Annotated in this window: 17 protein-coding genes; 9 read left to right on the top strand and 8 right to left on the bottom strand. The window is 65.6% G+C overall.

Translation table 11 applies throughout. The features are described from left to right. Positions 1-78: 78 nt before the first annotated feature. From Q0743_RS22545 to Q0743_RS22530, 4 genes are all read left to right on the top strand, one after another. Entirely contained in the window at positions 79-1050 is a 972-nt protein-coding gene (locus Q0743_RS22545) for a TRAP transporter substrate-binding protein (protein WP_298243681.1), read from the top strand. A 66-nt stretch (positions 1051-1116) separates the two neighbouring features. Next, positions 1117-1665: a TRAP transporter small permease gene (locus Q0743_RS22540; protein ID WP_298243680.1), complete on the top strand. Its 549-nt coding sequence runs from the start codon at positions 1117-1119 to the stop codon at positions 1663-1665. Further along, positions 1656-2948, top strand: coding sequence for a TRAP transporter large permease (locus tag Q0743_RS22535; RefSeq protein WP_298243679.1), 1293 nt, complete (start codon positions 1656-1658; stop codon positions 2946-2948). The genes Q0743_RS22540 and Q0743_RS22535 overlap by 10 nt, the downstream gene beginning before the upstream one ends. A gap of 22 nt (positions 2949-2970) precedes the next feature. After that, the gene (locus tag Q0743_RS22530; protein ID WP_298243678.1) at positions 2971-3777 is read left to right on the top strand and encodes an SDR family NAD(P)-dependent oxidoreductase; all 807 of its coding nucleotides are present in this window, start codon (positions 2971-2973) and stop codon (positions 3775-3777) included. 9 nt (positions 3778-3786) lie between these two features. On the opposite strand, the gene Q0743_RS22525 is transcribed toward Q0743_RS22530, so the two are convergent. From Q0743_RS22525 to Q0743_RS22510, 4 genes are read right to left on the bottom strand one after another with little or no spacing between them, the layout of a single operon-like run. Beyond that, on the bottom strand, positions 3787-4485 hold the full coding sequence (locus Q0743_RS22525) for a substrate-binding domain-containing protein (RefSeq protein WP_298243677.1): 699 nt from the start codon (positions 4483-4485) through the stop codon (positions 3787-3789). Next, positions 4482-6614 (bottom strand): molybdopterin cofactor-binding domain-containing protein, encoded by a 2133-nt coding sequence (locus Q0743_RS22520; protein WP_298243676.1) that lies wholly within the window; start codon positions 6612-6614, stop codon positions 4482-4484. The genes Q0743_RS22525 and Q0743_RS22520 overlap by 4 nt, the downstream gene beginning before the upstream one ends. Next, positions 6611-7081 (bottom strand): (2Fe-2S)-binding protein, encoded by a 471-nt coding sequence (locus tag Q0743_RS22515; protein ID WP_298243675.1) that lies wholly within the window; start codon positions 7079-7081, stop codon positions 6611-6613. Before Q0743_RS22515 ends, Q0743_RS22520 begins: the two co-directional genes overlap by 4 nt. 15 nt (positions 7082-7096) lie before the next feature. Further along, complete coding sequence (locus Q0743_RS22510) at positions 7097-8071, bottom strand: tripartite tricarboxylate transporter substrate binding protein (RefSeq protein ID WP_298243674.1); 975 nt, start codon at positions 8069-8071, stop codon at positions 7097-7099. A gap of 234 nt (positions 8072-8305) precedes the next feature. Between Q0743_RS22510 and Q0743_RS22505 the strand changes: the two genes are divergently transcribed. Continuing rightward, positions 8306-10396 (top strand): molybdopterin oxidoreductase family protein, encoded by a 2091-nt coding sequence (locus Q0743_RS22505; RefSeq protein ID WP_298243673.1) that lies wholly within the window; start codon positions 8306-8308, stop codon positions 10394-10396. On the opposite strand, the gene Q0743_RS22500 is transcribed toward Q0743_RS22505, so the two are convergent. Further along, the gene (locus tag Q0743_RS22500; RefSeq protein WP_298243672.1) at positions 10393-11769 is read right to left on the bottom strand and encodes a caspase family protein; all 1377 of its coding nucleotides are present in this window, start codon (positions 11767-11769) and stop codon (positions 10393-10395) included. The genes Q0743_RS22505 and Q0743_RS22500 overlap by 4 nt on opposite strands. 168 nt (positions 11770-11937) lie before the next feature. On the opposite strand from Q0743_RS22500, the gene Q0743_RS22495 reads away from it, so the two are divergent. Further along, positions 11938-12720: an enoyl-CoA hydratase/isomerase family protein gene (locus tag Q0743_RS22495; protein ID WP_298243671.1), complete on the top strand. Its 783-nt coding sequence runs from the start codon at positions 11938-11940 to the stop codon at positions 12718-12720. Positions 12721-13754: 1034 nt separating this feature from the next. Here Q0743_RS22495 and Q0743_RS22490 read toward each other — a convergent pair. The 3 genes from Q0743_RS22490 to Q0743_RS22480 all read right to left on the bottom strand — a co-directional run bounded on the left by Q0743_RS22490 (position 13755) and on the right by Q0743_RS22480 (position 18005). Continuing rightward, entirely contained in the window at positions 13755-14183 is a 429-nt protein-coding gene (locus Q0743_RS22490) for a heme-binding protein (protein WP_298243670.1), read from the bottom strand. Then, the gene (locus tag Q0743_RS22485) at positions 14176-17151 is read right to left on the bottom strand and encodes an FAD-binding and (Fe-S)-binding domain-containing protein (protein WP_298243669.1); all 2976 of its coding nucleotides are present in this window, start codon (positions 17149-17151) and stop codon (positions 14176-14178) included. The genes Q0743_RS22490 and Q0743_RS22485 overlap by 8 nt, the downstream gene beginning before the upstream one ends. Before the next feature lie 104 nt (positions 17152-17255). Next, positions 17256-18005 (bottom strand): GntR family transcriptional regulator, encoded by a 750-nt coding sequence (locus Q0743_RS22480; protein WP_298243668.1) that lies wholly within the window; start codon positions 18003-18005, stop codon positions 17256-17258. Positions 18006-18087: 82 nt separating this feature from the next. Between Q0743_RS22480 and Q0743_RS22475 the strand changes: the two genes are divergently transcribed. The 3 genes from Q0743_RS22475 to Q0743_RS22465 form a co-directional block, all read left to right on the top strand. After that, positions 18088-19341, top strand: a complete 1254-nt coding sequence (locus Q0743_RS22475; protein WP_298243667.1) for an alanine--glyoxylate aminotransferase family protein — start codon at positions 18088-18090, stop codon at positions 19339-19341. A gap of 146 nt (positions 19342-19487) precedes the next feature. Continuing rightward, positions 19488-20471 carry a tripartite tricarboxylate transporter substrate binding protein gene (locus tag Q0743_RS22470; protein WP_298243666.1) on the top strand — a complete coding sequence of 328 codons (984 nt, stop codon included), beginning with the start codon at positions 19488-19490 and terminating at the stop codon, positions 20469-20471. Between the two features lie 62 nt (positions 20472-20533). Continuing rightward, positions 20534-20969 (top strand): tripartite tricarboxylate transporter TctB family protein (locus tag Q0743_RS22465; RefSeq protein WP_298243665.1); only part of this gene is annotated, 436 nt, incomplete at its 3' end.

Genomic DNA, 20969 nt, shown 5'->3' with positions numbered 1-20969 from the left:
TCACGCTTGGAGTGGAGCGACCCAAGGCGGCCCGCAGCCTGCCGACAACGACATAATCAACCCAGGAGGAAAGCCCAGATGAAGACATTGACCGGTATCGTCGCAGCCGTTGCGCTGGCATTCACGGCGCCCCTGGCGACCGCGCGCGACTTCCGCTCCGCCGACGTCCATCCCGCCGATTATCCGACCGTCGAGGCCGTCAAGTTCATGGGCAAGCAGCTCGCCGCCGCGAGCGGCGGCAAGCTCGGCGTCAAGGTGTTCCCGAACGGAGCCCTGGGCTCGGAGAAGGACACCATCGAACAGCTCAAGATCGGCGCGCTCGACATGATGCGGATCAACGCATCGCCCCTCAACAATTTCGTGCCGGAAACCATCGCCCTCTGCCTGCCGTTCGTGTTCCGCGACACCCAGCACATGCGCACCGTGCTCGACGGCCCGATCGGCGACGAGATCCTGGCGGCCATGGAGCCCGCGGGCTTGATTGGCCTTGCCTATTACGACAGCGGCGCGCGCTCCATCTACACCGTCAAGGCGCCCGTCAAGTCGCTCGCCGATCTCAAGGGCCTGAAGATCCGTGTTCAGCAGTCCGATCTGTGGGTCGGCATGATCCAGAGCCTCGGTGCCAACCCGACGCCGATGCCCTATGGCGAGGTCTATACCGCGCTCAAGACCGGTCTGGTCGATGCGGCCGAGAACAACTGGCCATCTTACGAATCTTCCCGCCATTTCGAGGCCGCCAAGTTCTACAACGTCACTGAGCATTCCCTCGCGCCCGAAGTCCTCGTGATGTCCAAGAAGGTCTGGGACACGCTGAGCAAGGAGGACCAGGCCATGGTCCGCAAGGCGGCCAAGGAGTCGGTGCCGGTCATGCGCAAGCTCTGGGACGAGCGCGAGCAGGCCTCCCGCAAGACCGTCGAGGGGGCGGGCGTGCAGGTCGTGACGGTGGCCAACAAGCAGGAGTTCGTCGACGCGATGAAGCCGGTGTACGACAAGTTCGCCGGTGACGAGAAGCTGAAGGGCCTCGTCAAGCGCATCCAGGACACGAAGTAAAACAGGGCAGACAGGGTCCGGCGTCGCCGCAGGGTGACATCGGACCCTCGCGAGGGGAGACGCGGGATGACGGACCCACACGTCGCGGATCACGAGCACGACGCGGTCAGCCGCCCGTCCTCCGTCTTGCTGTCGCGGATCAATGCACCGATTGCGCGCCTCGGCATGTATCTGTCCGTAGCCGGACTGCTCGTCATCGTCGCCATCGTCTTCTATCAGGTGTTCGGACGCTACGTGCTCAATTCCAGTCCGACCTGGACGGAGAACCTCGCGCTGGTCCTGATCCTCTATGTCACGCTGATCGGCGCCGCCGTCGGCGTGCGCGATGCCGGGCACATCGGCATGGACAGTCTCCTGGTGATGCTTCCCGACCGGGCGCGCGAGAAGATCGAGATCGTGATCCACGTTCTGGTCGCCATCTTCGGCGTCGCCATGGCCTATAACGGCTGGATCCTCGGCGCTTCGGTCGGCACCGTGAAGATCCCCAATCTCGGCCTGCCCGAGGTCATCCGCTACGTGCCGCTGATCGCCTCCGGCCTCCTGATCGTCTCCTTTTCCATCGAGCACATCATTGCTCTCCTGCGCGGCGAAGAGGTCGTCCCCTCATGGAACTGATCATCCTCGGCGCGACGTTCTTCGGCTTCCTGATCCTCGGCGTCCCCGTCGCCTTCGCGATCGGCCTCTCGGCCATCTGCACCATCCTTTACGAAGGCCTGCCGGTCGCCGTCATCTTCCAGCAGATGATGTCGGGGATGAACATCTTCTCCTTCCTCGCCATTCCGTTCTTCGTTTTCAGCGGCGAGCTGATGCTGCATGGCGGCGTCGCCGACAAGATCGTGCAGCTGGCCAAGAATCTGGTCGGGCACATTCGCGGCGGGCTCGGCATGTCGAACGTGGTCGCCTGCACCCTGTTCGGCGGCGTCTCCGGCTCGCCCGTGGCCGACGTGTCGGCGATGGGCGCGGTGATGATCCCGATGATGAAAAAGGAAGGCTTCGACACCGACTACGCCGTCAACGTCACCACGCACGCCTCGCTGGTCGGAGCCTTGATGCCGACCAGCCACAACATGATCATCTATGCGCTCGCCGCCGGCGGCAAGGTGTCGATCGGCGCCCTGATCGCGGCTGGCCTGCTGCCGGCGGCCGTGCTGATGGTGTGCATGCTGGTCGCCGCCTACGCGGTGGCGGTGAAGCGCGGCTATCCCGCCGGAAAATTCCCGGGCTGGGCCGAGGTTGTCCGCTCGTTCGCGGCGGCGCTGCCGGGCCTCTTGATCGTCGGCATCATCCTCGCCGGCATCCTGTCCGGCGTCTTCACGGCAACGGAATCCGCGGCCGTCGCCGTCACCTACACGATCCTGCTGACGTTCTTCATCTACCGCACCATGACCCTGCGGAACTTTCTGCGCGCAGCCGCCAAGGCGGTGAAGACGACGGGCGTGGTGCTGCTCCTGATCGGCGTCTCCACCATGTTCCAATATCTGATGGGTCTCTACGAAGTCGCCGACTTCGCCGGTGAGCTCATGAGCAAGGTGTCCTCGCAGCCCTGGATCATCTTCCTGCTCATCAACATCATCCTGTTCGTGCTCGGCACCTTCATGGACATGGCGGCGACCATTCTGATCTGCACCCCGATCTTCCTGCCGATCGCGATGAAGGCGGGCATGGACCCGGTGCAGTTCGGCATGCTGATGCTGATCAACTGCGCGCTGGGACTGAACACCCCACCGGTCGGAACCACGCAGTTCGTCGGCTGCGCCATCGGCGGCATTTCGGTGGGCGCGGTGATGCGCACCATCCTGCCGTTCTATGCTGCCTTGATCGCAGCTCTGATGTTCGTGACCTACGTGCCTGCGTTCTCGCTGTGGCTGCCCCGCCTGCTGATGGGCTACAAGGGCTAGCAGCAACGCAGGAGACCATTCAGTGACGGACTATCGCAAGCTCTTCGATCTCACCGGCAAGACCGCCGTGGTGCTCGGCGCCGCCTCAGGGATCGGCAAATCGTCGGCCGAGGCGCTGGCCGGGCTCGGCGCCCGCGTCGTTTGCGCCGATCGCGCGCTTGATGCGGCGGAGGCGACCGCTGCCGGCATCCGTGACAAGGGCGGCTGGGCGGAAGCAGCCGCTTGCGATGCCGCGAGCGCTGCGGACGTCAACGCCTTGGCCAAGGCCGTGATGCAGAAATTTCCGCGGCTCGACATCGCCGTGACGACGCCCGGGCTCAACATCCGCAAGACCATTCTCGATTACACCGAGGAGGATCTCGACCGCGTCCTCAACCTCAACGTCAAGGGCACCGTCTGGTTCTTCCAGGCCTTCGGCCGCATCATGGTCGCGCAGAAGGGCGGCAGCATCATCGCCTGCTCCTCGGTGCGCGCGGTGACGATCGAGCCGGGCCTTGGCGTCTATGGCTCGACCAAGGCGGCGATCGGCCTCTTGGTAAAGGGCTTTGCCTCCGAGGTCGGCCATGCTGGCGTGCGCGTCAATGCGATCGCGCCGAGCATCGCGGAGACCGCGCTCACCGGTCCGTTCAAGCAGCGGCCCGACATCTACAATCTCTACGCCGGCCATACCGTGTTCAACCGCTGGAGCAGCGCCGACGAGGTCGCGACCGCCGTTGCCTATCTCGCCTCGGATGCCGCGAGCTATGTCAGCGGCAGCACGATGTTCGTCGATGGCGGCTGGACCGCCGTCGACGGTCCGCCGACCGGTCTCACCCAGCTGCACAAATAGGCCAGCGGCTTAGCCGGCAAAGCCCACGCGCTGGCGTAGCTCCCTCCGGTCTGCGCCGGTCAGCAGCGCGACCAGCGCGGCGGCCTCCTTCGGATGCGCGGCCCGCGCCGTCACACCGGCCGTGTACATCGTCACCAGCTCGCATCCCGGCGGCAGCGAGCCTGACAGCGCGATGCCGTCGGTTGCGATGATTTCGGTGGCCTGGGTGCAGCCGATCGGCCGCGCCGCGGTCGAGTTGGCAAGCTCACGCATCGCGGTTGCGCCGTTCGGAAAGATCTTGAGGCGCGAGGCGACCTCGTAGGCGATGCCGAGTTGGTCCAGTACCTTTGCGACGTGCTGGCCCGCCGTCGAAGCCTTCGTATCTGGGACGTAGATCGCTTCGGCGGAACGCAGCACGTCGCGCAAATCGGATTCCGTCTTCACCACCACCCTGGGATCGCGGCTGCGGACGGCCAGTGCGGTCTCGACCCGGCCGACATCGGCGATCGAGGAGGGGATGACGAGCTCCTCCCTGGCGAGCTTCGCCAGCAGCGCCTGCGTCAGGATCACGAGATCGGCCGACGCACCGGCGCGCAGCTTGTCGGCCATGATTCCAACCGCGCCGAACTCGCCGTCGATGCCGAAACCGGTCTGCGCCTTGAAGGCCTCGGCAAGTCCGCGCACCAGGCCTTGGGCCGCGCCGCCGCTCAAAATGCTCAGTGTCGTCAAGTCGCACGCTCCATCGCTGCAATGATCCTGTCGCGCGTGATGGGCAGGTCGCGCACGCGCACACCGAGGCAGTCGAACACCGCATTCGCGATCGCCGCCGTCACCGGGCCGTGCGCGGCCTCGCCGGCGCCGACCGGCTCGATCTCCGGCCGCTGGATGATCTCGACATCCACTGCCGGCACCTCGCTGAAGGTCAGGATCGGATAATCGGTCCATGAGGCCGAGGTGATGCGGGTCCGGTCGAAGCGGACACGCTCCTTCAGCACCCAGCTCGTCGCCTGGATCGCGCCGCCCTCGATCTGGTTGATCACGCCGTCCGGGTTGATGGCCTCGCCGACATCGACTGCGAGTGTCAGCCGTTTGACGCGGATGTCGTCCGCGCCTTCGATCTCGGCAATCGCGGCGCAATAGGCGCCCATGTTCTTGTAACGGGCAAAGCCGACGCCGTGACCGATGCCGGGACGCTTCTCCGGCTTCCATCCGGCGCGTCGCGCCGCGGCGTTGATGACGCCGCGTGCCCGCTCGTCGCGCAGATGCCGCAAGCGGAATGCGATCGGATCCTCGCCGCGCAAGGCCGCGATCTCGTCGAGCAGGGATTCGATGGCGAAGACATTGCCTTGCCCGCCGAGCGTCCGCAGCGCCGAGGTCCGCACCGGCATGGTCAGAAGCCGATGGCTGGTGATCGTCCAGGCCGGCAGATCGTAGAGCGGAACGGAGTTGCGGTCGCCGCCGCCGCCATTGGCCGCCGGCGGGTTGGTCGAGATCATGCGCGGATAGGGATTTGCGATCTCGGTGGCGGCCAGCAGCGCCGGCTGTGCCGCGCGTCCCGGCCTTGCGGCGTGACCGTTGCTCCAGATCGCGTGGCGCCAGCCGACAATCTCGTTCTCGGCATCGAGATCGGCCTCGATCTCGATGGCCATCGCCGCGCCGAATGGGCCGTGGGACATCTCGTCGTGGCGCGACCACTGCACCCGCACCGGACGGTTACCTGCCGCCTTGGCCAGCAGCACGGCATCCAGCGCGACATCGTCGGCCGCGTTGTGCCCGTAGCAGCCGGCGCCTTCCATGTGCTCGACCACGATGTTCTCGGCCGGGAGCTTGAGCACGATCGCGAGATCGGCGCGGAGCAGATAAATACCCTGGCTGTGCGTCCAGACATGGACGTGCTCGCCGTCCCATTGGGCCATCGCACAGGACGGTGCGATCGAGGCATGGGCGATGTAGGGGCGGGTGTATTGCCGACGGAGGGTTTGGGCGGGCTTGCGGGCCAACTCCGCCGTCCTGGTGTCGATGGTGGTGGTCTCGACCGGTTGGCTCCTGAGAAAGCCCGCCAGATCGTCTTCATCCGGCAGCGGCTCGCCGGCCGACCATGTCGCGGCCTTGCGCAAAGCCTTGAGTGAGGTTTCCGCCGCCGTCTCGCTGTCGGCGACCACGCCGGCAAAACCGCCGTTGCGGACGATCGCAACGAGGCCGGGGACCGCGCGCGCCGTCTGCTCATCGAGTGCGATCAATCTGGTGCCCGAAATCTCCGGCCGCAGCACGCGCCCGTGCATTAGCCCCGGAAACGCGACATCGTGGATGAAGCGCCGCCGCGCGAATACCTTGTCGGGAATATCGACGCGCTGGACCGAATGTCCTGCCACGCTGCGCCTCGCAATGCGCTTCGCGCTCACGCCCGCCGTGGCGTCGAGATCGAGCGAGACGTCATCCGCCAGCTCCCAATAGCTGGTCCTGACATTGCCCGGCCCCGAGATGGCGCCGTCATCGACCTCGAGCGAAACCGCATCGACGCCGAGACGCTCCGATGCCGCGGTGAGGAAGCGCTGGCGCACCTCGGCGCAGACCTGGCGCAGCGCGCGGCCCGACTGCTGGACCGAAAGGCTGCCTGAGGTGACGCCTTCGTTCGGGCTCGTCGCGGTCGAGGCGCGGACCATATCGATGCGGCCAATATCGACATCGAGCTCATCCGCGGCGATCTGCGCCAGCGCCGTGACGATGCCCTGGCCGATCTCGACCTTGCCGGGCGAGATCGCCACACGGCCGCCCTCGGTCAACCGCAGCCATGATGATAGCCTGGGATTGGCCACGAGACTCACCGGCAGCTTCGGGGCTGGGGATGGCAAGCTCATGACGCCGCCATCTCCGCCGCCGCGCGGAGCACGGCGCGGACCATGCGGTTGTGCGACCCGCAGCGGCACAGATTGCGGTCGAGCGCTGTTCGAACCTCGGCCTCCGTCGGGGACGGATTGCGTTGCAGCAACGCAGCCGCGCTGACGAGGATTCCGGAGACGCAATAGCCGCACTGCATCGCCTGTTCGGAGATGAAGGCCCGTTGCAGCGGATGCGGATGCTCGGCGCTCCCGAGCCCTTCGACCGTGACGACGTCCTTGCCTGCGACGGACCACATCGGCATGTCGCAGGACGTCATCGCGCGGCCGTCGACCATGACGTGACAGGCGCCGCACGCACCGGCGCCGCAGCCGAAATGAGGACTGGTGACGCTGAGCTGGCTGCGCAACACATCGAGCAACACTCGGTCCGGATCGGCATCCACGGCGGTGGCCGCGCCGTTGAGCTGGAACTGAATCGTGGACATGATCGCCGAGCAGCCTCAGGACTTGTCGAACTTCTTGACGACATCGGCCCATTTCTCGATGTCGCCGCGCAGGAATTTGTCGAATTCCGCCGGTGTCATCGACATGGGGACGGCGCCCTGTTCGGTCCAGAGCTTGACGATGTCGGGTCGCTTCACCATGGCGTTGACGGCCGCATTGAGCTTGTCGATCACGGGCTTCGGCGTGCCTGATGGTGCCATCAGGCCGAGCCAGATCGTGGCCTCGTAGCCGGGAACACCGGCCTCGATCGCGGTCGGTGCATTCGGCAGCACGGTGGAGCGCTGCTTGCCGGTGGTGGCGAGCGCGCGGACCTGGTTCTCGGCGATGTTAGGCGCCATCGCCGGCACCGCGTCGATCATCATCTGCACCTGTCCGCCGATCACGCCGCTGCGGGCCTCGCCGCTGTTGCGATAGGGAACATGGACGATGTCGATGCCGGCCATGGCTTTGAACAGCTCGCCGGCCATGTGATAGGGCGTGCCCTGACCGGAGGAGGCGTAGTTCAGCTTGCCTGGCTGCGCTTTGGCGAGTGCGATGAACTCGGCCAGCGTCCTCGCCGGAACCTGTGGGTTCACCACGATGACGAGATCGGAATAGTTCACGGGTGCGATCGGCGCGAGATCGCGCATCAATTCGTATTTGCGCTTGTCCGGCGTCAGCAGCGATTCATTCGCCGTCTGGGTGTTCGACATCATCAGCAGTGTGTAGCCGTCGGCCGGAGATTTCACCGCCTCGATCGTGCCGATGACGCCGCCGGCACCGGTGCGGTTCTCGATCACGAAGGGCTGGCCAAAGCTCTCCTGGAGCACGTTGCCGATCAGCCGGGCTGCGACGTCGGCCGGCCCGCCGGCCCCGAAGGGCACGACGATCCGCACCGCATGGGACGGATAATCCTGCGCGGACGAAGGGGCGGCCGGGACCACGGCGAGCAGGCCGGCAGCCAGCGCCAGCATGAATCTTCGGGCCGTCATGCCCACCTCCCTGATGTCGTTCTTGTTGGCCGGCACTGTAGCGGCAGGGAATGCGGGCTGTCGACGCCTTACAAAGTCGGTCGGGCGGGGAATATCGGGAGGTTTTCGGTGTGATTGCGCCGCCTTTCGCGGTCGCAGCAGGAACCGCAGTCGCGCACGGTTTGAGCAAATCGCATGGGCGTTGCCGGATAAATGCCCTCGGCTGGCAGGTATTTTGGTGTTACGAACTGAGACATGAACCAGCACGCCAAAATCGAAATCCGCCATTCGACCTGTCCGCACGATTGCCCGTCGGCCTGTGCTCTCGATGTCGAGGTGGTCGAGGGTCGCAGCATCGGCCGTGTCCGAGGTTCGAAGCAACAGACCTACACGGCCGGCGTCGTCTGCGCCAAGGTCGCCCGCTACGCCGAGCGCATCCATCACCCCGAGCGGGTGACATTTCCGATGCGCCGCACGGGCGCGAAGGGCTCCGGACAATTCGCGCGCATTTCCTGGGACGAGGCGCTGGACGAGATCGGGCACCGCTTCAACGCGGCCGAGCGCGAATTCGGCGCAGAATCGATCTGGCCCTATTACTACGCCGGCACCATGGGCCTCGTGATGCGCGACGGTCTCAACCGTCTCACCCATGTGAAGAAATATTCGCGCTTCTACCAGACCATCTGCGCCAATGTCGCCCGCATCGGCTTTGCGATCGGCACCGGCAAGATCGCCGGCGCCGATCCGCGCGAAATGGCGTTGTCCGATCTCGTCGTGATCTGGGGCACCAATCCCGTCAACACCCAGGTCAACGTGATGACGCACGCCGCGCGCGCCCGCAAGGAGCGCGGCGCCAAGATCGCGGCAGTCGACATCTACGACAACGACACGATGAAGCAGGCGGACATCAAGATCATCCTGCGGCCCGGCACCGATGGTGCCTTCGCCTGCGGCGTGATGCACGTGCTGTTCCGCGACGGTTATGCCGACCGCGCCTATATGGACAAGTACACCGACTGCCCCGCCGAGCTCGAGGCGCATCTGCAGACCCGCACGCCGGAATGGGCGTCCGCGATTTGCGGCGTGCCCGTTGCGGAAATCGAAGCCTTCGCGAAAGCGGTCGGCGAGACCAAGCGTACCTTCTTCCGCTTCGGCTACGGTTTTACGCGCAGCCGCAACGGCGCGACGCAGATGCACGCGGCCAATTGCATTCCTGCGGTGACCGGCGCCTGGCAGTATGAAGGCGGCGGCGCCTTCTTCAACAATTACGCGCTGTGGCACTTCAACGAATCCATCATCGAAGGCCACGATGCGATCGACCAGAGCGTCCGCGCGCTCGACCAGTCCAAGATCGGCCGCATCCTCACCGGTGATGCCGAGGCCCTGTACGGCAAGGGGCCGGTCAAGGCGATGCTGATCCAGAACACCAACCCGATGACGGTGGCGCCGGAGCAGGCGCTGGTGCGCGAGGGCTTTGCGCGCGAGGACCTGTTCGTCGCGGTGCACGAGCAGTTCATGACCGAGACGGCGCTGATGGCCGACATCGTGCTGCCGGCGACCATGTTCATGGAGCACGACGATCTCTATTACGGCGGTGGCCATCAGCACATCTCGGTCGGGCCGAAGCTGATCGACCCGCCCGGCGAATGCCGTTCCAACCACGAGGTGCTGCAGGCGCTGGCGCCGCGGCTCGGCGCGAAGCATCGGGGTTTCGAGATGACGCCGCGCGAGTTGATCGACGCGACCTTGAAGCTCAGCAACCACGGCGACATCGGCGGCCTCGAAGCCGACCTCTGGCGCGACCTGCAACCGGACTTCCGGACCTCGCATTATCTCGACGGCTTCGCGCATGCCGACGGCAAATTCCACTTCAGGGCGGACTGGGCGCATCCGCCGTTCGGGGTGACGATGGGCGATGTCGGCAATATGCCGTCGCTGCCGGACCATTGGGCCGTGATCGAGCACTCCGACCAGGCCCATCCGTTCCGGCTTGCGACCAGTCCGTCGCGGAGCTTCCTCAACACCACCTTCAACGAGACGCCGTCCTCGCAGGCGCGCGAGGGCAAGGCCAGCGTGATGATCCATCCCCTGGATGCCGCCGCGCTCGACATTGCCGACGGCGATGCGGTGACGCTCGGCAACACCCGCGGCGAGACCTCGCTTGTGGCGACGCTGTTCGAGGGCGTGCGGCGCGGCGTGCTGGTCGCGGAATCCGTTCATCCCAACAAGAACCATATCGGCGGACGCGGCATCAACATGCTGACAGGCGCCGAAACCGTCGCGCCGATTGGTGGGGCCGCCTTCCACGACAACAAGGTCTGGATCAGGAAGGCCGCCGTCGTCTAGGGGCTGCACTCCGTGACGCCGTAGCCGGCAAACTCCTTCGCGATGTCGGGGTTCATGGACTTCGCCTGCGCGATATCGGTGGCGCCGTCGCCGCCGCCTCTGCGGGTGGCGATGCCCCGGCCGAACAGCGACGATGACGAGCGCGGGTTGCGCTGGATCGCGTCGGTGTAGTCCTTGATCGCCTCGTTGGTCCGGCCGAGCTTGAGGTTGACGAGACCACGGCTGTCGAGCGCATCGCTCAAGCCGGGATCGATCTGGAGCGCCAGGTTGCAGTCGGCGAGCGCGCCCTGCAGGTCGCCGGTGGCAGCGCGCGTCCAGCAGCGGTTGTTGAGCGCCTCGCCATCGCGGGGCTGCCTGCGGATCACGCCGTCGAAATCCTGCATGGCGAGCGTGTAGGCCCGCTTGATCGCATAGACCTGGCCGCGCTTGTAACGCGAGGCGATGTCATTGGCGTTCGCCGCGATCTTGCGGCTGAGATCGGCGATGACCGGATCCCGAGTGAGATCGTCGGCGCTCGGGGTGGGCTCTGCTTGCGGCGTCACGCAGACCGGCTTCTCGGGTTTCGTCGGCACCGGGTCGCCGGCCTTGTTGTCGGAAGGCTGGGCGACCGACCCTGCGAACGAGAATTCCGTGGTCAGGGAGGACGACAGCCACGGCACCTGTTCCCGCTTGGTGGCGGCGACCACGCCGTTCTTGGTGTTGGTCAGGGCCTGCTCGGCGCTGATGTTCGGGGCGCGGATCTCGCGAAGCAGCTCGGCGACGAACAGGCTGTGATCGGTCTTGCCTCCGGCCGCAGCCGCGCCGAGCGCCGCGGAGTAAAGCACCAGCGAATTGCTCGGCGCGATCGCCGGCGCGAGGCCCGCCGAGTAGCGGCGGAAGCGCCGCTCGAACGGATTGCGGCGCGAAGCGTCGATCAGCGCGATCTTGATCGCCGCGCCGCGGGTGTTCATCTCGGCCAAGATGGTGTCGAGGCTGAAGCCGTCGCGCGCCACGTCCGGCTCGGTCCAGATCTGCGCGTCGACAGGGAGCAGATAGGTTTGCCGGTTGGACTGGATGGCAAAGCCGTCGAAGAAGATCAGCGCCACCGTGCCGCGTTCGATGCGTGCATAGAAGCGATCGAGCACCTGCCGCATGGCGTCCGCCGTGAGATTGCTCTGCCGGTCGACGACGAAGCCGCTGCGCTTCAATTCTTCAGTGACGTCCTGGGTGTCGTTGACGACGTCGTTCAGCACGAATTCGTTGTCGGGATATCTGGCGTTGCCGATCACCAGCGCGAGTTTGGCGGCATCGGCCGCGCGGCATGCGGGGCTCGCTCCGACTGCGAGCAGGCCTGCCAGCAACAACATCATCGCAGCGCGCATGAAATGGCTCATTGGTGATCAAGGTCTCCGGTCGGGATAGCGGTCGTGCCCCGTCGTCCAATCGGCGCGCGAATTTGTGCCCACACGCTGCGCCGACACAGCGTTGCAGATTGCCCTTGCGCGCGCCGCCCGTCCTGCCGCAAATGGCGGCAGATCGAAAGGCAAGGAAGCGAGTGGACCATGACCGACACCACAGCAATCATCACCGAGAAGCGCGGGCAGGCGTTCTGGATCACCATCAACCGGCCGGAGAAACGCAACGCGCTGAACGGAGACGTCATCGCCGGCATCACCAAAGGCTATCGCGACGCGCATGACGACAAGGACGTCCGCGTCATCGTGCTGACGGGCGCGGGCGACAAGGCGTTCTGCGCGGGCGCGGACTTGCAGAATTCCGGCGCCGCTTTCGCGATGGACCATTCTAGACCAAATGTCGACTATGCCGATCTGTTACGTTTGTCACAGAACGCCACCAAACCCGCGATTGCTAGGGTCGGCGGCGTCTGCATGGCCGGGGGGATGGGCCTTTTGTGCATGACCGACATGGCGGTTGCAGCCGATCACGTCGTCTTCGGCCTGCCGGAGGTGAAGGTCGGCGTGTTCCCGATGCAGGTGCTGAGCCTGTTGCAGAACATCGCGCCGCCGCGCCTCGTCAACGAATGGGCGCTCACGGGCGAACCGTTCGACGCCAGGGCGGCGCAGGCGGCGGGCCTGCTCAACTACGCGGTGCCGACGGCCGAGCTGGATGCCAAGGTCGACTGGCTGATCGGCCGCATCGTCGACAAGTCCCCGACCGCGATCCGCCGCGGCAAATATGCCATGCGCGCCATCGCCTCGATGTCGTTCGACGAAAGCATCGCCTACACCGAAAGCCAGATCGCGCTGCTGGCGATGACCGAGGACGCCAAGGAGGGCCTGAAGGCGTTCAGCGAGAAGCGCAAGCCGGTCTGGACGGGGAGGTAAAGGCGAGGGCTGCTTGTCATCCGTCATCCTGAGGTGCGAGCGGTGTGATGCGACCAGCAACGCGCCGGGAGCCTCGAAGGATGAACGGCCGAGATGCAGCCGGGCCGTCGCCCTTCGAGGCTTGCTCAACGGCGCGGTTGCGCCGCTGAGTGCGCACCTCAGGGTGACGGGATGGCGTAACGCGCTCTGCGGCCCTGCATTGAAACACTCTCCATCTCCAATTCGCATCTCAAACAGCAGACGCACCTTCGCCTTCTCGCGGCGTGTTGCGCCCGAGCTTTGCTCTCTTCATCACGCCCTCTCAAACAAAGGGCGCAGGGAAGGCCGGGTGCCGGCTGGCACCCGCAAAACTCCCGTGCAAGAATGATGCACACGCAAGGCACAGGAGCGATCCAGGGCAGCCGAAACATCCGGCCTTCCCTGCGCAGTGGGTTGACGGCTTATGCGTGCTCTCCCCGGAGACGAGTTCCTGCTTGCCTCCGTCGCCTCGCGAAAGTCGCGGGCGCGCCTCGGTTGAAGCGACGCCGCATTCGCGGGGGCTTGACCGTAGCAACGACGGCCAGGACCACACGGTTTTGCCGTACGCAGACTTCCCGCTCCACCTCAGGGCGTCTTCGCCCAAGGGCTTCGCAGGCATCGAGCGCCGTTCGTACAACGCGGCTTGCGGGACGCTCACGGGGTTCGGCTCAATCCATCGCCCCGCCCTGCGTCTCACATCCGCGACGGCGCTGCCAGCGTCCACCGCAGCCCGATCCGCGGTTCGTGACGACGTACGACCGCCCCTTGTCACGGGATCAGGATGGCGACAGAATGCGGTAAAACGGAAATTCTGTAAAGGCGAATATTTTGACGCGCCGCGGTTGACCGAGGGGTGGGGTGTTTTGCCCGTCGGGCGGCACGAGGGCTTGTAGGTGTCTACGCGCTACCGTCATTCCGGGGCGCGCCGCTTGGCGCGAGCCCGGAGTCCATTTGTCCGCGTCGTCTGTTGCCTGATGGATTCCGGGCTCGCGCTTCGCGCGCCGCGGAATGACGAACTACCCCGCGTTGGCCTTGAGCCCGGTCGCCTGGATGCCCGCCACCGCACAGGCCTCGTCATTGTCGGAGGTGTCGCCGGACACGCCGACGGCGCCGAGCAGGGTGGTGCCGTCCATGATCAGCACACCGCCGGGGACCGGCACCAGCGCGCCCTTGGCAATGGTGTTCACGGCGTCGATGAAATAGGCCTGCTCCTGCGCGCGCTGGAACAGGGCGCGCGAGCCCATGCCCATCGCGAGCGCGCCATAGGCCTTGCCGTGGGCGATCTCGGCACGCATCAGGCTGGTGCCGTCCTGGGCCGCAGCGATCTTGAGCACGCCGCGGGCGTCGAGGACGGTGACGACCAGCGGCTTCAGCTTGAGCTCGCCGGACTTGGCGAAGGCGGCGTCGAGGATCTTGCGGGCGGTGTCGAGCGTGAGGTCAGCCATGGTCGGTTTCCTTTTGAGCTGGAGCGGTGGAATGGGTCCCGGCGCGATCGAGGCTCATCGCCAGCACGCGCGCGACGTGAAGGGCTTCGCGCTGGGCGCCGTCGTGGATCTGATGGCGGCAGGAGGTGCCGTCGGCAACCACCAGCGTATTCCGATCTGCGCGCCGCACGGCGGGCAGCAGCGACAGCTCGGCCATCTCGATCGAGGCGTCATAGGTGTCGGCGCCATAGCCGAACGCGCCGGCCATGCCGCAGCAGCTCGACTCGATGGTCTCCACCTCGAGGCCCGGAACGAGCCGCAGCACCTGCTCGACCGGCTTGAAGGCGCCGAAGGATTTTTGGTGGCAATGGCCGTGCACCACGGCCTTGTCGGCGACTGTGCCGAGCGGCAGTTGCAGCCGGCCGGCCTCGGCCTCGCGCACCAGAAACTCCTCGAAGGTGAGGGCATGCGCGCCGACCGCCTTGGCATCGTTGTCCTTGCGCAGCGAGGCGAGCTCGTCGCGCAGCGTCAGCAGGCAGCTCGGCTCGAGGCCCACGATCGGCACGCCACGCGCGGCGAAGGGGGCGAACGCAGCCACGAGACGATCCAGCTCGGATCTCGCTTCATCGACCAGACCGGCGGACAGGAAGGTGCGGCCGCAGCAGAGCGGGCGGCTGCCGGTCGCCGGTTTTGGCATGTGCACGCGATAGCCGCCGGCCGCGAGCACCCGCAATGCGGCCTCGAGGTTCTCGCGCTCATAGATGCGGTTGAACGTGTCGGTGAACAGCACGACCTCGCGGCCGGTCTCGGGGCCAACCGCCTCCGCGGGCGCCACGAACACGTCGCTGCGGAAGGCAGGCAGCGCCCGGCGCGCGCTGATGCCGGCAAAGCGCTCGAACAGTTTTCGCAGCAGCGGGCTGTGGTTGCGCAAATTGGCAAGCGGCGCAAAGCGCGCTGCAAGGCCGGCATAGCGCGGGAGATATCCGACCAGCCGGTCGCGCAGCGTCAGGCCGTGGGAAGCGGCGCGCGCCGCCAGCACCTCGATCTTCATCTTGGCCATGTCGACGCCGGTCGGACACTCGTGGCGGCAGGCCTTGCAGGAGACGCAGAGTTTCAGCGTCTCCATCATCTCGTCGGACGAGAGCGCATCGGGGCCGAGCTGGCCGGAGATCGCAAGGCGCAACGTGTTGGCGCGGCCTCGCGTGACGTCCTTTTCGTTGCGCGTGGCGCGGTAGGACGGGCACATCACCCCGCCCTCGAGCTTGCGGCAGGCGCCGTTGTTGTTGCACATCTCGACCGCGCCCTGGAAGCCGCCGCCGGCGCCGGGCCAGGCGGACCAGTCGAGCTTCGTCTTCAGTTCGCCGACGCGATAGTCGGGCTTGAAGCGGAACAGCGAGCGGTCGTCCATCTTGGGCGCGTCGACGATCTTGCCGGGATTGAGCACGCCGTCGGGGTCGAAGCGCTGCTTCACTTCCCGGAAGTCGGCGACGAGACGTGTCCCGAACATGGTCTCGTGGAATTCCGAGCGCACCAGGCCGTCGCCATGCTCGCCGGAATGCGAGCCCTTGTATTCGCGCACCAGTGCGAAGGCCTCCTCGGCGATGGCCCGCATCGCCTTGACGTCCTTCTCCAGCTTCAAATTCAGCACGGGGCGCACATGCAGGCAGCCCTCGGAGGCATGCGCATACATCGTGCCGCTGGTGCCGTGCCTGGCGAACACCTCGTTCAGCCGCGCGGTGTAGTCGGCGAGGTGCGGCAACGGCACAGCGCAGTCCTCGACGAACGAGACCGGCTTGCCCTCCTGCTTCATCGACATCATGACATTGAGACCGGCGGCGCGGAAATCGGCGATGCCGGCCTGCAGCGCGGGCTCTGATATCTCGACCACGCCGCCCCATTTGCGCGTGTCGTTGGTCCAGCCGAAGCCGAGATCGCCCATCAGCTCGGAGAGCTGTCTGAGGCGCAACAGATTATCCGCCTGGTCTTCTTCCGCGAATTCGACCACCAGCACGGCGTCCGGATCGCCCTTGATGGCGGCGGAGATGATCGGCTTGAACATCGCGATGTCGCGGCCGAGCGCGATCATGGTGCGGTCGACCAGCTCGACCGCGATCGGCTTCAGCTTGACGAGGTGCTGGGCCGCATCCATCGCCTCGTAGAAGCTGCCGAAATGGCAGACGCCCAGTGCCTTGTTGCGGATCACCGGCCATAGCTTGAGCTCGACCTTGGTGGTGAAGGCGAGGGTGCCTTCGGAGCCGACCAGCAGGTGCGCCATGTTGTTGCGGGCGTTGCGCGGCGTGAGCGCATCGAGATTGTAGCCGCCGACGCGGCGCTGCACCTTGGGAAAGCGCGCGGCGATCTCGTCGGCCTCGCGCGTACCGAGATCGAGCATGTCGCGGAACAGGGCGCGGGTGCTGTCGCCGGCGTCGCTATCCGAGAGGTCACGCGACACCTCGCCGAACCGGCTCAGCGTGCCGTCGGCGAGCGAGGCCTCCATCGACAGCGTGTTGTCGCGCATGGTGCCGTAGCGCAGCGAGCGGCCGCCGCAGGAATTGTTGCCGGCCATGCCGCCGATGGTGGCGCGCGAGGCCGTGGAGACGTCGACCGGAAACCACAGGCCATGCTTCTTGAGCTGGCGGTTGAGGTCGTCGAGCACGATGCCGGGCTCGACCACGCAGGTCAGGCCCGCGACGTCGAGCGACAGGATCTTGTTGAGGTGTTTCGAGAGATCGACCACGAGCCCGTCATTGACGGTCTGCCCGCATTGCGAGGTGCCGCCGCCGCGCGGGGTGACCTTCAGACCCTCCTCGCGGGCGATCGCCAGTGCCCGCAGGGCCTCGTCCATGGTCTTGGGGACCGCTACGCCCGCGGGCACGATCTGGTAGAACGAGGCGTCGGTGGCGTAGCGGCCGCGGCTGAAGCTGTCGAACAGCACATCGCCGGTCATTTCCGCGCGCAGGCGCCGTTCGAGCGAGGAGGCGTTTGTCATCCCTGATCCCGGACTGCCTCAGCGAGGCCTGAGCCTTGCTGAGTTATTCATTATGGTTCCAGACCGATTATATTATGAATTCAAAATGAGCAAGCCGACCGCCCCTAAGGCGTGGCTGGCGCATCCTCCGGCGGCTCGGTCAGGTGCTCGATCGCCGCCGTCCGCTTGTTGCGCAGGTGCTGGAACAGGATGTCGCTGAGCTCGCTGCCGGCGCGGCGACGCAGCGCGTCGAGGATCGCCTCGTGCTCGCGCATCGCCTCCGCCCAGCGCTGGCGCTTGCGGGCGAAATTGGCGGAGTAGCGAACGCGGCGGATCCGTCCGGCGAAGTTGGCGTAGGCGGTCTTCAGCGTCTCGTTGCGGGCGGCCGCGACGATGCTCTCGTGGATGCACTGATTGGTCTGGAAGTAGCCGTGCATGTCGCGGTGCAAATAGTGGCCGTACATCTCGTAATGCAACTGCTCGATTGCGGTGATTTCCGCGTCCGTAATGGCCTCGCAGGCAAGCCGGCCTGCAAGGCTTTCTAGCCCCGCCATGACGTCGAACAGCTCCTCGATGTCGCGCGGGCTGAGCTGGCGCACCCGTGCGCCGCGGTTCGGCAATAGCTCGATCAGCCCCTCGGCGGCGAGCACCTTGAGCGCCTCGCGCAGGGGTGTGCGGGAGATGCCGAGCATCTCGCAGAGCTGCCGCTCGGGGACGCGTGCGCCTTCCGCAATATTGCCTTCGACCACGTAGTCGCGCAGCCGCGCCAGAATCTCGCCGTGAAGCGAGGCCTCGTGACGGTTGTCCTGGCGGTCGCCGCCGTTTGCGGCCGGCGGGGCGATCGGAACCCCGGTGTCGGGAATCGTGGATTTCATATGCCGCACAATAGTTTGCTCAAATAGTCGCGTCGATGTTCACAATCGAATACCAGATTTCGATTGAAAGGACAAAAAATGAATGCAAAATAGCCGTCGAAGCCGGCCAGAATCCGCCGCCAGGGAGGTTTGCATGCATCAGGGACGCCATTTCCTTCAGATTCCGGGCCCGAGCCCGGTCCCCGAGCGCGTCCTGCGCGCCATGGACATGCCTGTGATCGACCACCGCAGCGCGGAGTTCGGTGAGCTCGGCCGCGCCGTGCTCGAAGGCAGCCAGACAATTTTCCAGACCAAGGGGCCGGTCATCATCTTCCCATCGTCGGGGACCGGCGCCTGGGAGGCCGCGATCGTCAACACGCTGTCGCCGGGCGACAAGGTGCTGATGGTCGAAACCGGCCATTTCGCCACCCTGTGGCGGCAGATGGCCGGCCGCTTCGGCATCGAGGTCGACTTCGTGCCCGGCGACTGGCGCCGTGGCGCGGACCCCGCCGTCATTGAGGCCAGGCTGACCGAGGACAAGGCCCGGGCGATCAAGGCCGTCATGGTCGTGCACAACGAGACCTCGACCGGCGCGACCAGCCGCATTGCGGAGATCCGCGCCGCGATCGACCGCGCCTCGCATCCCGCGCTGTTGATGGTCGACACCATCTCCTCGCTCGGCTCCGTCGACTATCGCCACGACGAGTGGAAGGTCGACGTCAGCGTCAGTTGCTCGCAGAAGGGCTTCATGCTGCCGCCCGGCCTCGGCTTCAACGCGATCTCGGAGAAAGCGCGCGCGGCGGCGAAGACCAACAAGATGCCGCGCTCCTATTTCGACTGGGAGGAGATGCTCAAGCCCAACGCCAACGGCTTCTTCCCCTATACGCCGGCGACCAATCTGCTCTACGGCCTGCGCGAGGCGATCGCGATGCTGCTCGAGGAGGGGCTCGCCAACGTCTTCGCCAGGCATCAGCGGCTTGCCGCCGCAACCCGCGCTGCCGTCAATCATTGGGGCCTCGAAGTGCTGTGCCAGGAGCCTTCGGAGTTCTCGCCGGTGCTCACCGCGGTGCTGATGCCGCCGGGACACGATGCCGATCAGTTCCGGAAAGTCGTGCTCGACAATTACAACATGTCGCTCGGCTCGGGCCTGTCGAAGGTCGCGGGAAAAGTCTTCCGCATCGGCCATCTCGGCGAATGCAATGCGCTGACGCTGCTCGGTGCGCTCACCGGTGTCGAGATGGGGCTGTCGGTCGCCGGCGTGCCGCATCGCGCAGGCGGCGTGGCGGCTGCGATGAGCTACCTCGAAGGCCGGACCGAAACCAACAATCCTGCTCCGCTCAAAGTGGTGGGCCGGTAGCGCCATCGGCGGACCGGGCTTTGCCGGTCCGTCGACGAATTCATCATTTCGCGAATTCCGTCGGCTGCTGGGCTCTGTCAGCGAAGCCGGCGGAGCAATCAAGAACATCGGGCGTAAGCGCCGACAAATCACGGGAGCGAGGGAATATGCGCAAGGTAACAAGTGCTGTCGTTGGATTGCTGCTGGCCGCGGGAGCCGCGCCGGCGCAGGCATGGGAGCCGACGAAACCGGTCGAGATCGTGGTTGCGGCGGGCGCCGGCGGCGCTTCGGACCAGATGGCCCGCATGATGCAGGCGGCGATCCAGAAGAACGGCTTGATGAAGGCGCCGGTCGTGGTGTCCCTGAAGGGTGGGGCCTCCGGTGCCGAAGCGCTCATGTACATGAAGTCCAGCGATGGCGATGCCAATAAGGTGCTGATCGCCTATTCGCTGATCTACATGCTGCCGCTGTCGGCGAAGATTCCCTTCAACTGGCGCGATCTCACGCCTGTGGCCGTCGTGGCGATGGATCAGTTCGTCCTGTGGGACAATGTGGGCGGTCCAAAATCGGTCAAGGAGTTCATCGCGGCCGCGAAGGCGGCGAGCGCGCCGTTCAAGATGGGCGGCACCGGCTCCAAACGCGAGGACCACGTGCTCACGATCTTCATGGAGAAGAAGACCGGCGCCAAGTTTTCCTACCTGCCGTACAAATCCGGCGGCGAAGCCGCGACCCAACTGGTCGGCAACCACACCGAAGCCAACGTCAACAACCCCAGCGAAAATCTCGAAGTCTGGCGCGCCGGCCAGGTCCGCGCCCTCTGCGTGTTCGACAAGGAACGAATTTCCTACACCGGCAAGGTGACCGAAACGCAGTCGTGGAACGATATTCCGACCTGCAAGGAAGAAGGCCTCGACGTGCAATATCTGATGCTGCGCGCGATGTTCCTGCCCGGCAAGGTCAGCCAGGAGCAGCAGGCGTTCTACGTCGACCTGTTTCAGAAGATTTCCCAGACGCCCGAGTACCGGGACTACATGGAGAAACAGGCGCTGAAGCCGATCTTCCTCAAGGGGCAGGAGATGCTCAAATTTCTCGAACAAGATGACGCGCTGAACAAGTCGCTCATGACCGAAGCCGGATTCGCGGCGCCGTGAGCCGTCGCCCCTAGCCTTGCCCCGCTACCGAAGACAGATGATGACGTTAGCCGCGAGAGATCATGTCCAATACCGATATTGAAATCGTCGTCGAAGACCCGACCGCGCCGGATGATAATTCGCCTGCGGTGACCAGCGTTCGCGCTGTTGACGTCGTCGTCTCTCTCCTCCTGCTCGCGCTGGCCGTGACGCTCGGCTACGACAATTGGCGTACCGGCGCGGGCTGGGAAGCGACCGGCCCGCAGCCCGGCTATTTCCCGTTCTATCTCTCGGTCATCCTTGGCGGGGCCAGCATCTATGGCCTGATCGCCGCATTCCTCTCGCGCAAGGAAGCGCGAGAGACTTTCGTCACACAAGCGCAGCTCCGCCGCGTGGCGGCCGTGTTCGTGCCGACCGTCCTGTTCTGTCTCGCGACGCAGTTCCTCGGTCTCTATGTCGCGAGTTTCCTGCTGATCTCCGGCTTCATGCGCCTCGTCGGCAAGATCGCGCTGTGGAAGT

The organism is uncultured Bradyrhizobium sp. (genome assembly GCF_936943645.1).
Lineage (GTDB): Bacteria > Pseudomonadota > Alphaproteobacteria > Rhizobiales > Xanthobacteraceae > Bradyrhizobium.
Note: the sequence above shows the minus strand (reverse complement) of the source record. Positions and strands in the feature narration are given on the sequence as shown.

Bases quoted from the DNA above. Each gene is read 5' to 3' on its own strand.
- Q0743_RS22515 (WP_298243675.1), bottom strand. From the start codon at position 7,081: ATGTCCACGATTCAGTTCCAGCTCAACGGCGCGGCCACCGCCGTGGAT.
- Q0743_RS22495 (WP_298243671.1), top strand. From the start codon at position 11,938: ATGACCGACACCACAGCAATCATCACCGAGAAGCGCGGGCAGGCGTTC.
- Q0743_RS22475 (WP_298243667.1), top strand. From the start codon at position 18,088: ATGCAAAATAGCCGTCGAAGCCGGCCAGAATCCGCCGCCAGGGAGGTT.
- Q0743_RS22480 (WP_298243668.1), bottom strand. From the start codon at position 18,005: ATGAAATCCACGATTCCCGACACCGGGGTTCCGATCGCCCCGCCGGCC.
- Q0743_RS22485 (WP_298243669.1), bottom strand. From the start codon at position 17,151: ATGACAAACGCCTCCTCGCTCGAACGGCGCCTGCGCGCGGAAATGACC.
- Q0743_RS22470 (WP_298243666.1), top strand. From the start codon at position 19,488: ATGCGCAAGGTAACAAGTGCTGTCGTTGGATTGCTGCTGGCCGCGGGA.
- Q0743_RS22540 (WP_298243680.1), top strand. From the start codon at position 1,117: ATGACGGACCCACACGTCGCGGATCACGAGCACGACGCGGTCAGCCGC.
- Q0743_RS22500 (WP_298243672.1), bottom strand. From the start codon at position 11,769: ATGAGCCATTTCATGCGCGCTGCGATGATGTTGTTGCTGGCAGGCCTG.
- Q0743_RS22510 (WP_298243674.1), bottom strand. From the start codon at position 8,071: ATGACGGCCCGAAGATTCATGCTGGCGCTGGCTGCCGGCCTGCTCGCC.
- Q0743_RS22535 (WP_298243679.1), top strand. From the start codon at position 1,656: ATGGAACTGATCATCCTCGGCGCGACGTTCTTCGGCTTCCTGATCCTC.
- Q0743_RS22505 (WP_298243673.1), top strand. From the start codon at position 8,306: ATGAACCAGCACGCCAAAATCGAAATCCGCCATTCGACCTGTCCGCAC.
- Q0743_RS22545 (WP_298243681.1), top strand. From the start codon at position 79: ATGAAGACATTGACCGGTATCGTCGCAGCCGTTGCGCTGGCATTCACG.
- Q0743_RS22490 (WP_298243670.1), bottom strand. From the start codon at position 14,183: ATGGCTGACCTCACGCTCGACACCGCCCGCAAGATCCTCGACGCCGCC.
- Q0743_RS22520 (WP_298243676.1), bottom strand. From the start codon at position 6,614: ATGAGCTTGCCATCCCCAGCCCCGAAGCTGCCGGTGAGTCTCGTGGCC.